General features: G+C 64.6%; 9 protein-coding genes. 1 reads left to right on the forward strand and 8 read right to left on the reverse strand.

The features are described from left to right. Nucleotides 1-101: 101 nt before the first annotated feature. From G7Y82_RS16905 to G7Y82_RS16935, 7 genes are all read right to left on the reverse strand, one after another. Nucleotides 102-1,316 (reverse strand): ABC transporter permease, encoded by a 1,215-nt coding sequence (locus tag G7Y82_RS16905; RefSeq protein ID WP_168149323.1) that lies wholly within the window; start codon nt 1,314-1,316, stop codon nt 102-104. Nucleotides 1,317-1,326: 10 nt separating this feature from the next. Beyond that, nucleotides 1,327-2,649 (reverse strand): ABC transporter permease, encoded by a 1,323-nt coding sequence (locus G7Y82_RS16910; RefSeq protein ID WP_168149324.1) that lies wholly within the window; start codon nt 2,647-2,649, stop codon nt 1,327-1,329. 13 nt (nt 2,650-2,662) lie between these two features. After that, nucleotides 2,663-3,889 (reverse strand): ABC transporter permease, encoded by a 1,227-nt coding sequence (locus G7Y82_RS16915; RefSeq protein WP_168149325.1) that lies wholly within the window; start codon nt 3,887-3,889, stop codon nt 2,663-2,665. Nucleotides 3,890-3,899: 10 nt separating this feature from the next. After that, nucleotides 3,900-5,201 carry an ABC transporter permease gene (locus tag G7Y82_RS16920; protein ID WP_168149326.1) on the reverse strand — a complete coding sequence of 434 codons (1,302 nt, stop codon included), beginning with the start codon at nt 5,199-5,201 and terminating at the stop codon, nt 3,900-3,902. A gap of 10 nt (nt 5,202-5,211) precedes the next feature. Then, on the reverse strand, nt 5,212-5,919 hold the full coding sequence (locus G7Y82_RS16925) for an ABC transporter ATP-binding protein (protein ID WP_168149327.1): 708 nt from the start codon (nt 5,917-5,919) through the stop codon (nt 5,212-5,214). Nucleotides 5,920-5,945: 26 nt separating this feature from the next. Further along, entirely contained in the window at nt 5,946-7,217 is a 1,272-nt protein-coding gene (locus G7Y82_RS16930; RefSeq protein WP_168149427.1) for an efflux RND transporter periplasmic adaptor subunit, read from the reverse strand. Nucleotides 7,218-7,386: 169 nt separating this feature from the next. Continuing rightward, nucleotides 7,387-8,799, reverse strand: coding sequence for a TolC family outer membrane protein (locus G7Y82_RS16935; protein WP_168149328.1), 1,413 nt, complete (start codon nt 8,797-8,799; stop codon nt 7,387-7,389). A 569-nt stretch (nt 8,800-9,368) separates the two neighbouring features. Between G7Y82_RS16935 and G7Y82_RS16940 the strand changes: the two genes are divergently transcribed. Continuing rightward, nucleotides 9,369-12,128, forward strand: a complete 2,760-nt coding sequence (locus G7Y82_RS16940) for a TonB-dependent receptor plug domain-containing protein (protein WP_168149329.1) — start codon at nt 9,369-9,371, stop codon at nt 12,126-12,128. A gap of 80 nt (nt 12,129-12,208) precedes the next feature. Here the strand turns inward: G7Y82_RS16940 and G7Y82_RS16945 are convergent, their stop codons facing one another. After that, nucleotides 12,209-13,129: a M14 family metallopeptidase gene (locus tag G7Y82_RS16945; RefSeq protein ID WP_168149330.1), complete on the reverse strand. Its 921-nt coding sequence runs from the start codon at nt 13,127-13,129 to the stop codon at nt 12,209-12,211. Between the last annotated feature and the right edge of the window lie 156 nt (nt 13,130-13,285).

Below are 13,285 nucleotides of genomic sequence, written 5' to 3' on the forward strand. Positions count from 1 at the left end.
CGAAACGCGATCATATCGCCTCATCGCCCCCCGCCCCAAAAAGGGCGCGCCGACAAGCGACGCGCAATCTTGGGGGTAAAGCGGATCGGAAGCGGCCATGATCAGATGCTGCGGGTGGCCGTGGCCGGCGACACCTGGGCGGCGCGCGCCGCCGGCGCCAGCACGGACAATTGCCCGAGCAGCAACAGGCCCAGGCCGGTCGGTGGCAGATACACCCAAGGCAGGCGTTGCAGCTCGTAAACCTGCATCAGCGCCAGATTCAGTGCGACGGCCAAGCCCAAACCCAGCGTCACACCGGCGCCGACGATGATGAAATTCTCGATCTGGAAGTAGCGCAGGATGTCGCGCCGTGTGGCGCCGATCGCGCGGCGCACACCGATGCTGCGCGTACGCTGCTGTACCCAGAAACTGGCGAGGCCGACGATGCCGAGCGCAGTCACCATCAGCAGTGCCGCCATCACGCCCAGCAGCAGGCCGGCCATGAAGCGGTCCTTCTCGAAATAGGCCTGGCGCAGCTCCGTCAGTGGCCGGCTGTACGGCTCGTCGATGACCACATCCGGCATCGCCTGTCGCAGCGCCGCCAGCGACGCGCTCAGCACCCGCGGCAACGCATCGGGCGCGGCGCGCAGCAGATAGCTGCCGGCGAACTGCGGCCCCGGTACGCCAGTCACGAAGACCGACCAGTCGGCGTCCTTCTCCTCGCCGCCGCCCGGCCCCGGCACGCTCAGGTGATCGAGTACGCCGACCACATGAAAGCGGCGCTTGCCCACCCAGAAGGTCTTTCCCAGCGGATCTTCACCGGGCCAGAGATGCCGGGCCAGCACACGCGGAATCTGCACCGACGCTTCGTCCGGCACAAAGGCATGCACCGGCTGCGCGTCATCGGCCGTCGGCGCCCGTCCTGCGACCACGTGCAGGCCCAGCGCCTCGAAGCTGCCCGGCGCGCCAACGTAGAAGTCGACAACGCCAGCGAAGTGCCGGCCATCGGCATCGGTGGTGATGCCGGCATTGGCGACCGTCGGCCCGAACGGCACGGTGTTGATGATGCTGATCGACTGCACGCCCGCCACCGCGCGTACGGTCTGCAGTACGCGCGCATTGATGTCGCCGGCATCATCCGCATCGAAGCCCTGCAAGCGGATCGCCGCCAACGATGCTTCGTCGACACCGCTGTCGACGCGCAGCGCGGTCCACCGTGCGGCAATCAATGCGCCGGCATTGCAGAGCACGGCACAGGCCAGCGCGATCTCCGCCACCAGCAGTAGCGAGGTCAAGCGATGCCTGCGCAAGGCATGGAGGATGGGAAGGATATGCATGGCGCCGTCCTCAGAGGGCCTTCAACTGCATGGCCGGCGCGACGCGGCTGGCACGCAGCGCCGGCAACAAGCCGGCCAACAAGCTCGTCAGCAGTGCCAGCACGAAAGTGAAGACGAGCATCCCGGCATCGAGGTGCGCGAGATCAGCATAGGCCGCAGGCTGGCGCCGGATCAGCCACAGACCGGCCAACGTCAACAACCAGCCGCCGATGCCACCGAGCAGACCGATCGCCGCCGACTCGACCAGGCATTGCGCGAAGACGGCGCGACGCGACGCCCCGAGCGCGCGACGCAAGCCGAACTCGCCACTGCGGCGCAGGAACTTGGCGAGCAGCAAGCCGATGGTGTTGCACAGGCAGACCGCGAGAAACGCGAACGCCAGCCACGATTGCAGGCGCACGTCACTGGGCACGACGTGATTGAAATCCAGCCACTGCATCAAGGTCTGCAAGCGCGTGCCGGTGTAGACGAAACGGCCCAGGCTTTGCTGCTGCTTGGCATAGTCGTCCAGAAACTGGCGATAGCGCGCCACCTGCACATCGTTCGCCAGCTCTACCCACAAGCCGACCCAGACGCACGGCGCCGACTGCAGATGCCCCGGCGATGGCTGCGACGCCCAGCAGGTGAACGGCAGGAAGTTGCCGTCGTTGATCTCGATGCCGGTCTCGAACGGCGTATAAACGTCTTCCGGCGCTCGGTAGAAGTCGGCCGTATCGCCCTGCGAAAAACGTCCTGCACGGACATCGTAGAACAGCGGCGACGGCCGCCACGGCGCCAGCACACCGACGATGCGCACATCGGCATCACGCAGCCGTACGATGCGACCAACGCTGTTGACGCCGCCGAACAGGCGCTGATTGAGTGCCGACGAAATCACCGCGACGCGCGCGCGATCGGTATCGTCCTCCGTCTGCCAGGCGCCGCCGTAGCGAAACGGCACGTCGAACATCGCGAAGAACGACGCGGTGGTCGAGAGCATCGGGGCCATCTCCGCCGAGCGTCCGGCGTCCGATGCCCGCACCTTGACCGTGCTATTGACGATCAGCGCCTGACGCTCGGCACGATGGGCGCTCCACAGATCGACTGCCGACCGGTAGTCCAGCATGTCGAGCGGCGCACGATCGGCGCGGTGCGGACTGGGATCGGAATCGACCTGCGCGTAGAACAAGTGTGCACTACGCCCCGGCAGCGGATCGCCGGACAGCAGATGCATCACCGTCAGCGTCGTCATGCTGGCGCCGATGCCGACCGCGATCGCCAGCACCATCAGCGCGGTCAGACCGGGGCCTTGCCGCAGCCCCCGCCATCCCAGCTGCACGTAATACGCGAACATGTGGCGCGCCTGCTTATACCGTGCGCGTCGCGGTCGCTGGCGGCACCGACGCCGCGCGCAGTGCTGGCGCCAGGACCGCCAGCTGACCGAGCGCCCACAAGGCCAGCGCGCCGATCGGCAGGTAGAAGAACGGCAACCGCGGCAGCTCGTACTGCTGCATCAGCCAGCCACTGATCGCATACGCGCCGAGCATACCGAGCGCGATGCCGACGGTGACGATCAGAAAATTCTCGGTCTGGAAGTAATGCAGGATCTGCGCGCGCGTCGCACCCAGTGCGCGACGAATACCGATCTGACGACGACGGCGCTGCACCCAGAAACTGGCGAGGCCGACAATGCCCAGCGCCGTCACGATCAGCAGCGACACGACGACGGCGATCAGCAGACCCGCCATCACACGATCCTGCTTGAAGTACTTGCTGCGCGTATCGCTGAGTTTGTCGGCGCTGAGCACGATGCGGTTCGGCGACACGCTCTTGAGCTTCTTTTTCGCCGCCGCGATCAGTGCGTCGCGATTCGCCGGGTCGGTGCGCAGCACGAATTGCCCGTAGCCCAGGCTCAGGCGCACCGGTAGCAGCATGCTGGTATCGGCATCGATCAGGTCGCTACCGAAGTTGGGGCGCACCAGATGTTCGACGATGCCGACCACGCGCGTCGGCTTGGTATCGTCCAGATAGATGCTCTTGCCGATCGCGTCTTCGTTTCCGAACAGCCGCGTCGCCATGGTCTTGGTGATGATCACGGCCGACGGTGGATCGACCTTGCCCTTGAGCACATCCTCGAAGTTCAAAAACTCGTCCGGCAGAAAGCCACGCCCGGCGATCAGCTTGAGCCCGAAGGTATCGAGCAGATGCTCATCGGCGTAATAGGCCCCGACATTGGCGCTGGTGTGCTGCTGGTCGGGCGCCAGCTTCACGCCGGTATTCCACGACGAGTGACCGAACGGAATCTGGTTGACGATCGTCGCCGACTTCACGCCCGGCAGACTGCTCAATGCGCCGAGGTCCTCCTTGGCGCGCACCATCGGATCATCTTCGCCGCTGGCACCGATACCGGCGGTACGGATGTAGACCAGTTCGTCTTCGGCGACGCCGCTCGGCACGTGACTGCGTTCGAGGCGGTGCGTGATCAGGAACAGGACGTTGCAGATGATCGCGCACGACAGCGCGATCTCGATAGCGATCAAAGCCGCGGCCGTCTTCTGCCGCTTCAGCGCCGCCAGTATGGGTGCGATATCCATGATGAATTCCTCAATCGCTTTTCAGTTGCAGCGCCGGCGTCACCTGGCAGGCGCGCCAGGCCGGCAGCAGGCCGGACAGCAAGGCCGTGATCACCGCCAGCAACAAGGTCATCAACAACATCGTCGGATCGATGTGCGCAAGACTGGCGTAGTCGGCCGCCTGCTGGCGCACCCCCCACAACCCGAGCAGCGCCAACAGCAATCCAATGACCGCGCCCGCGACGCCGACGGCGCCGGCTTCGACGAGAAACTGCGCGAAGATCTCGCGACGCGGCGCGCCGATCGCGCGACGCACCGCGATCTCGCCGTTGCGGCGCAGGAACTTGGCCAGCATCAAACCGATGGTGTTGACGAGACAGACCGCGAGAAAGCCAAACGACAACCAGACCTGCAGGCGCACGTCCGACGGCACGACCTTCTGATCGTCCAGCCATTGCATGACATTCGGCAGCCGCACGTTGTTCGGGCGCGGGAAACGTCCCTGGCTGCGCTGCTCGTCGGAGTAGTTGTTGAGGAAGGCCTTGTAGGCCTTGACCTTGTCCGGTGAATCGAGCTCCACCCAGAACTGCAGCCAGGAGCAGTTCGGCGAGTGCACCTGGTCGCCATCCGCCGTGTTGTCCCAGCAGTCCATCGAACCGTTGCGACCGAATTCCAGCTCCATCGCCGTCGACAGTGGGAGAAAGATCTCTTCGTAGTCGCTGTAGCGCGCACTGTTGAGATCATAGAAATGCGGTGTCGGCCGCCAGTTGTCGAGCACACCGACCACGCGAAAGTCCGTACTCTGGATGCGCAGGGTCTTGCCGACGCTGTTGCCGCCCGAGAACACTTTCTGGTTGAGGCTCTTGGAGATGACCACGTCGCGCGCGTGCGCGTCGTCATCGGTCGCCTTCCAGCCACCGCCATACTGGAACGGCACGTCGAACATCGCGAAGAAATCGGCCGTCGTGTAGCGCGCATCGACCGAGAACGGATCAATGGCGGCACTGTCCGGCAGAACCACCGCGCCACCGCCCGTCATCAATGCCTGACGATCGGCACGCTTGGCCTTGAGCAGATTCATGCCGTCCGGATACGTGACCTGCTCGGCCGGCGCTTCGCCCGGGTGGTAATCGTTGATGCTGCGCGGATCGACCTGCGGATAGAACAGCTGCGCGCTCTTGGCCGGAATGGGATCGCCGGACAACACGCGCAACACCGTCAGGGTGGTGATGCTGGCGCCGATGCCGAGGCCGATGGCCAGCACCATCAACGCCGTCAGCGCCGGGTTCTTCCTGAGGCTGCGCGCCGCCAGCCAGGCGTAGTAGCGGAACATGGTCGGCGCCTCAGCCCATCGCCTGCGCATTCATGCGCAGCGTCGGCGCTTCGCCGAGATCGACGACCTGGCCGTCGATGACGTGCACATTGCGCTGCGCGCGCGCCGCCAGTTCCGGGTCATGCGTGACCATGACGATGGTCGCCCCGTCGCGATGGATGTCCTCGAGCAACTGCATCACGGCACGTGCCATCTGCGAGTCGAGATTACCGGTCGGCTCGTCGGCCAGCAGCAGTTTCGGGCTGCCCGCCAATGCGCGCGCGATCGCCACGCGCTGTTGCTGACCGCCGGACAGTTCGGCCGGATAGTGGCGCATGCGCGCCGACAGGCCGACGCGCTCCAGCACCTCGCCGATGCGCTTCTTGCGCTCGGCGCCGGGCATGCGCCGATAGCGCAGCGGCACGTCGACGTTGTCGTAGACGTTGAGGTCCGGAATCAGGTTGAAGGCCTGGAAGATGAAGCCGATCTTGCCGTTGCGAATGCGCGAGCGTGCGTCGTCGCCCAGCTTGCTGACGTCTTCACCGTCGAGTTCGTAGGTGCCGCCGGTCGACGTTTCGAGCAGGCCGGCGATATTGAGAAACGTGGTCTTGCCCGAACCCGACGGCCCGGTCACCGCCACGAATTCGCCGGGCCGCACGTGAATCGAGAAGTCGCGCAGCGCATAGGTCTCGACAACCTCGGTGCGAAACGACTTGGACAGATGCGTCATCTTCAACATGGGATGGTTCTCCAGACGAATGGGGCTCAACGGCTCAGGGCGACGCGATCCGCGTCGTGGAACAGGTCGGAACCGGCGATGACGACTTCGTCGCCCGGCTTCAGACCCTCGAGAATTTCAACCTTGTCGACGCTGGCGACACCAAGGCGCACCGGCTGCTTTTCGGCGATGTCGCCATGCACGACGTAGGCGGTCTTGCCGCCGTCGACATCGACGAACGGGCCGCGCGCCACCGTCAACACGTTCTTGCGCTCGTCGAGCACCACGCGCACCGACAGGCGCTGACTCTGACGCAGGCCCTGCGGCGCCTCGCCGGTGAAGCGCGCGCGTGCCGTGACTTCGCCGTTGACGACTTCGGGCGCCACCGAGCTGATTTCACCCGGCCATTCGCTGCCGTTGCCGCGTATCGTCGCCGGCATGCCAACCGCCAGGTCGCGTGCGAAGCTCTCCGGCACCTTGATCTCGACTTCGAGCTTGGTCAGATCGACGACCGACAGCAGCGCCGCATCCTTGGCAACCGTCGTGTGGTCGACGACCATCAGCTGGCCGATCTGGCCGTCGACCGGCGAGCGCAGCGTCAGCAGGTCGACCTGCCGCTGCAGGTCGTCAACGAGCAGTTGCTGGCGATCGCGTGCCAGACGCTTGGCCTCGACATCGAAATGCCGGCCTTCCTTCTGCAGATCGTGGTCGGTCTGCGCGCGCTTCAGCGAGATTTGCGCCTTTTGCAGCGCCGCCTTGGTGCGCAGCACCTCGATCTCCGGCGTCACGCCGAGATCGAAGGCCTGCTTGGTGCGCTCGTATTCGGTTTGCGCGGTCTGCAGGTCGATCTGCGCCTGATCCAGCGTCTGCTCGGCGACGATCGCCTGCTGCCGCGCATCGAGCTGTGCGCGCGAATAATCGACCTGCATGCTCTGCAGGTTGGCGCGTTCCTGGGCCAGCTTGTTGGTCAGCTCCGGGCTGTCGACGCTGCCGATCACATCGCCCTGCGCAACCTTGTGCCCCGGGTTGACGGTGAAGTGCACGGAGCCGGCGGCCGGCGCGTACAGCGTCGGGCTCACTGCCGCGACCACACGGCCTTCGGCGGCGATGTCCCGCACCAGCGTGCCGCGCTCGACGGTGGCGATCGACAGCCGCTCGCGGCTCACCGAGCCGCCAGCCGACAGCATGCGCATCATCGTCGGCACGATCAGCACCAGCAGCACCACCACGCCGAGCCCGATCAGCAACGGCTTGCGCTGCCGCTTCCACCACGGCGCCTGCACGATCGGCTGATCCTGTGCGCTGGTATCGCGAATCATCATGGTCATCCCAGTTCCTCGGGGCTTGTGCCGTAATGGCGCAAGCCCCATACCAGGCTGCGAATATGTCGCAGCCTTTTGATTTAAATCGATTTTCTAAAAATCACCGCAAACACTTCAGCGTCCGCGGACAGCCCGACGGACAGTCCGGACAATGCGCGGACACCGCTCACGGCGCCGGCTCCGCCGGCATCGCCACGGTCTTGCCGTCCGCGGCGAGCACCGCGTCGACGGCATCGAGATCGGCCTCGGTCAGCCGCCCCGCCTGCGCCTTGAGCTTGAGGCTGTTGGTCAGGTAGTCGTAGCGCGACTGGTAGTAAGCGCGCAGCGCCGAGTAATAGTTGTTCTGCGCATTGAGCAGATCGAACTCGGTGCGCGTGCCGGCTTCGACGCCGTTCTTGCTGGCGTCGATCGCGGTCTGATTGGCCTGCACCGCCAACTGCGCCGCGTGAATCGTGTGGATGCCGCTGAGCACGCCGCGATACGCCGCCAGCGTGTCGCGCTCGGTTTGCCGCAGCTGCGCCGTGTAGTCGGCCTGCGCCTCGCGGAACTGCGCTTGCGCCTCGCGACTCTGCGAGCGCACCAGGCCGCCCTGGAAGATCGGCCACTGCGCGACAACGCCGATGCTGTCGACGCGTTGGTTGCCGCCAAGGTCGGTCGGCAGCAGGGTTTTGCCGACCGAGCCCTGTAGCGAGATCGTCGGCCAGTAGCGCCCACGCACCACGGACACGCCGCGCTTGGCCGCCTGCACCGCCAATTGCGCGGCTTGCACGGCGTAGTTCTGGTCACGTGCCGCCGCCAGCCAGTCGTCGGCATTGGCCGGCTGCGGCGACACCAGCGGAATCTCGTCACGCAGCGGCGTGATCGGCAAATCGCGGCCGGTGATCTGCTGCAGCGCGCGCTGCGCGTCGAACAGGGTCAGTTCGGCATCGCTGACCGACTGCTCGGTCAACGAATGAAAGGCCTGCGCCTCCTCGACGCCGATTCGCGCACCGAGTCCGGTCTGCAACTTCTTTTGCGCCTGATCGACGAGCGCGCCATAGGACGCGCGTTCGAGACGGTTGGCCTGCAGATTGTCGGCCGCCGACAGCACCGCGAAATAGGCCTCGGCGACGCGCAGGATCAGTGACTGCTCGGCGTCGCGGTACTGTGCTTCGGCCTCGGCCGCCTGCAGGCTGGCCTGCCGCAGTTTCTGAAACGATTCGACACTCCACAGCGGCTGCGTCAGGTCCAGCGAAACCGTCTTGTCCGTCCCGGACAGGTGCGTCGTGTCGCTGACCGGCGTCGGATCGGTTGGGTCGCTAACCGACGAACTGCTGCCGTCGAGTACATAGCGCTCGCGCGTGATGCTGGCGTTCGCCGTCACCTGCGGTAACAGCAGCGAGCGCGCCTGCGGCTGCGCCTCGATCGCCGCGTCGCGCGCCGCCGCGGCCGATTCGAGCACCGCGTCGCTGCGCTGCGCCGCGTGATAGGCGTCGAGCAGGCTGTTGGCCCGCGCTGCCCCACCGACCCCCAACAGGCTGATCGCCAGCCCCCACACCGCCATGCGCATCGTCGTGTCCTCTTTCACCTTTGTGGCCATCAACGCAGCTCGCATGCCAAGTCAAAAAATCAAATCAAGACATTGTTTTTATACGATTAATTTTAAAAATCGCGTGACGAAACGCTGTCCGCGAACAGCGCGCCGGACAGTAGCGGACAGTGATGCGGGCATCGCGCGGACGTCGTCACCGGCCGACCGCGAATCAGCCGGCGCATTCGGGGAAGCGCGCGCAGCTGTCAAGAAGCCGATACACATTGTTTTTCTTTGCATGCTTTGACGGTGAGAAACCTGTCGCGCATCGTCATCGGCAGTCGAAATAAATTAGTATCCTTTTGTTTAACATATAAAATTTATTAATTTTGGCGCCCGTCAGAATCCACGCAGGCGCTTGAACAAAAATACGGAAAATTTATTGAAACATTAAATTTGTTACTTCATAAACAGTTTGTTACGAGATAAGCGTTAGGAAAACCACCAAATCGAACACGATCGATTGACCACCTTCATTTCGTAAAAATAGCCTCGCTCCCGATCTGGCTTGCCTCTTCGCAGTCGCGCTTTCGCGCGGCAGTCGCTGAGGCCGCCAGCCTTTCACATGGGAGTGATGAATGAACAAGACGAACCCGCTGCGGCGAACGCAGCTCTGGACCCTCAGCGCGTTGGCAATCGCCGTGGCCAACACGTTCACGCCGTGTAGCGCGCAGGCCGATCAGGATCAGGACGACACGACGCAGGCTGCATCGGCGTCGAAGACCGACGATCAGAACATCGAAACCATCGTCGTGACCGGTTCGCGCATCAAGCAGATCGATCTGGCCGGCCCGTCGCCGGTCACCGTCATCAGCAAGGAGGAGATCGAGCAGAGCGGCAAGCTCACCGTTTCCGACTATCTGCACGACATGAACTACAACAGCTTCGGCTCGTTCGTGCCGGCATCCGGCTACGGCGGCGGCGCGGCCGGCGGCGCCGACATCAGCCTGCGCGGCCTCGGCTCGGAACGCACGCTGGTCCTGATCGACGGCCGTCGCATGCCGCTGGACCCCGGCTTCAGCGCGACCGCGGCGAACCTCAACATCATTCCGTTCGCGATCGTCGATCGCATCGAGGTGCTGCGTGACGGCGCCTCGGCGATCTACGGCTCCGACGCCATCGGCGGCGTCATCAACGTGATTACCAAGAAGGACTTCAACGGGCTGGAGTTCACCGGGCAGCTCGACCGCCCGACCGGCAGCGGCGGCGACGGCGCCAACGCGACGTTGACCGGCGGCCTCAGCAACGACAAGGGCAACATCTACTTCTCGCTGGACCACGCGCAGAAGGATGCGATCTCCTACAAGGACCGCAGCTGGGCGAAGGGCGCGTACAGCGCCTATGGCAACCCGGGTACGGTCGCCTATGCGGTGAACCCGACGACGGGCGACGAAGATACCTCGGTCGAAGGCGTCAGCGGCGGCGCCATCGCATGTCCGTCGAGCTTCGACTCGGACAGCACATACAAGGACTCGGCGACGGTCGGCGATATCTGCCGCTACCGCTTCGGCTCGGTGGCCTGGATCACGGCGGCAACGGCGCGCGATACGCTCAGCGTCGGCGGCAATTACAACTTCAACCCGGGCATCACCGGCTTCACGCGCATGTCGCTGACGCGCGGCGAATCGAAGTCGGTCTACGCCCCGGCGCCGGCTTCGTCGGGCTTCGACAATGACGTCGGCCTACCGATGATGTCGGCCGACAACGTCAACAACACGACCGGCGACGATCTGTATTTCTATCTGCGCCCGACCGAGAACGGCGCGCGCGTCGACACGATTACCGACACGATCGTCGATCTGGTCGGCGGCGTGAGGGGCAGCTTCGACCTCTGGCGGCCGACGGACTGGGAGGTCGCCCTGACTCATTCGCGTTACGCACAGACCGACATCGGGACCGGTTACGGTCTGGCGTCGGCGCTGCAGGCCGCGATCGACGACGGCACCTACAATCCGCTCGATCCGTCGTCCAACACCGCCAGCGCGGCCGATGCGTTCAATTACACGATCTCCAACAACAATCTGTATGTGAACCAGGGCATCGACGGCCATCTTTCGATCGATAATCTGCTCAGCGGCAGCTTCCGCGTACCGCTGGTGATCGGCGGCGAATACCGCGACGAGGCGTTCCGTCAGCTCAGCGACGCGCAGAGCGACACGTCGTTCGTGCTCGACGACACCGGCACCATCACCGACTATCACCTGTCGAACGTCTACGGCTCGTCGGGCGGCAGCTCGCAGGGCGGCCGCAGCGAATACGCCATGTATCTCGAAAGCGAGCTCGGCTTTCTCGACAATCGCCTGACGGTGGACGGCGCGCTGCGCTACGACCACTACAACTCCGGCGCGGCGCGCACCAGCCCGAAGATTGCCGTCGCGGTGCGCCCGGCCGACTCGCTGCTGTTGCGTGCGTCCTACAGCGAGGGCTTCCGTGCGCCAACGCTCTACGATCTCTACGCGGCGCCGTCGCAGAGCTTCGAAGCGGCCGAGGATACCTGGCTGTGCGACAGCTCGGGCGACAGCGACGCGTGCGATCAGAGCGTGCAGCGGCAGTCGTTCTTTGTCGGCAGCGCAGCCCTGAAACCGGAGACGTCGAAGAACATCAGCGCCGGCGTGGTCTTCAACCCGATCGACAAACTGAGCCTCGAGATCGACTACTACGACATCAAGCTCAAGAACGGCATCGAATCGCTGACGGCCCAGCAGGTTCTCGACAACGACAACGACTGCCGCAACGACGGGGAATCTGACGGCTGCACCGATTCGGCGACCAAGGGGCACGTCTATCGCAATACCGACGACACGGTGAACTTCCTCTACATCCCGAAGATCAATGCCTCGAACATCGATACCGACGGCTTCGATTTCTCCGGCAAGTATCAGGTCGGCATGGGCCGCGCCGGACGCCTGGGCCTGACGCTCGATGTCTCATATGTGCTCTCGTACAAGGTCCAGGACGGCGCCGGCGAACAGACCTACGACTACATCGGCTCGATCCTCTATCCGTCGACCAAGGGCAAGTTCGGCGTCAATTGGGATTACCGCCGCTTCACGACCTCGGTGATCACCAACTACACGTCGAAGACGCGGGATTGCGACTACACCGGCGGCTGCGGGCTCGGCGACGTTCCGTCGTTCACGACCTATGACGCACAGCTATCGTGGATCGCGCCGTGGAACAGCACCTTCACGGTCGGCGTCCGCAATCTGACCGACAAGGATCCGCCGGCCAGCGACTACTACGCCGGCTCCAGCGATCCGCAAGGGCGCGTCAGCATGCTCGGTGTCTACAGCTTCGAAGGCCGTGTCCCTTACCTCAGCTACAAGCAGGACTTCTGAGTCCGACAGTGAAGCGAAAAGGGCCCCGTCATCGGGGCCCTTTTCATTGGCGACACGCGTCGTCGGCAGCGACGGAATGCTCATGTCGCCGCCAGCACGTAGTCGATCGCGGCGCAGACCGCGGCGACCTGCGCCGCGTTGCACTGCGCCGGCGTCGCCCGCGGGCTGTCCGGGTAGACCTCGGTCGTCGTCCGGTAGCGCGCCGCCGTCACCCCGGCGCACAGGCCCAGGCGCTGTAGCGGGTATTCGATGACACCGTCGGCCACGGCCGGTGAACCGATGATTTCGCCGCGCGCGTCGGCCGGCGCGATGTGCGTGACCTGCTCGACCGCCGCAATGATCGCCTGCTGAAAGGCCGGCTGCGGCGCATCGCTGTCGTCGACCAGATAAAAGCCGTCGGGAATCTCGCCGGGCTGGTAGTCGATGCCGTCGCGCGCCGCCAACGCCGGACGAAACTCGGTTTCATCGGTATCCGTCGTTTCGTGCAGATCGATATGCATCACCACCCGCTCGCGCAGCGGCGCCAACAGCGCCATCACGGCCGCCGCTTCCGGCGCCGGACTGTCGGCGCGGAACGAGCGATTCGGATCGACCGCCTGCGGATTCCAGCGGTGAATCCGTTCATAGCCCCACGGGCTCACACACGGCAGCACCAGCAGGTTGGCGCGCCCGGCATATGCCCCAGCCGCCTGCTCAAGAAACTGCAGCGCACCATGCACGCCGCTGGTCTCGTAACCGTGAACGCCGCCGGTCACCAATACGGTCGGCAGCGCTTCATCCCAGGCACGATTGCGGATCGCGAACAGCGGGTAGACATCCGGCGCGTAGTCGAGCTGCCCGTATTGCATCACGTCGTACTGCGCGCACAGAGCGTCGATACGGGGCAAGACATCGACGTCGTAGCGGCGCTGCCGTGACTGCCCAGCACGCCATTGGGCGATTTCCGCAGCCCCCCAACGCACCCCGGGCGTTCCGATCGGATAAGGCAATGGCTCGGACATCGTGGCACTCAAGTCGGGGGAATGGCGGCAGTGTAGCCGCATTGATCGCACACCTCCGCCCCACCGCCGGGGATACCGCATGCGGGCTGTTCACGCCCGGTCCGGCACATCGCGCTACCGTGTACCGCCGAACCGCGATTCAAGACTCGCTCACAA

It is taken from the genome of Solimonas marina, from assembly GCF_012241385.1.
GTDB lineage: Bacteria > Pseudomonadota > Gammaproteobacteria > Nevskiales > Nevskiaceae > Solimonas > Solimonas marina.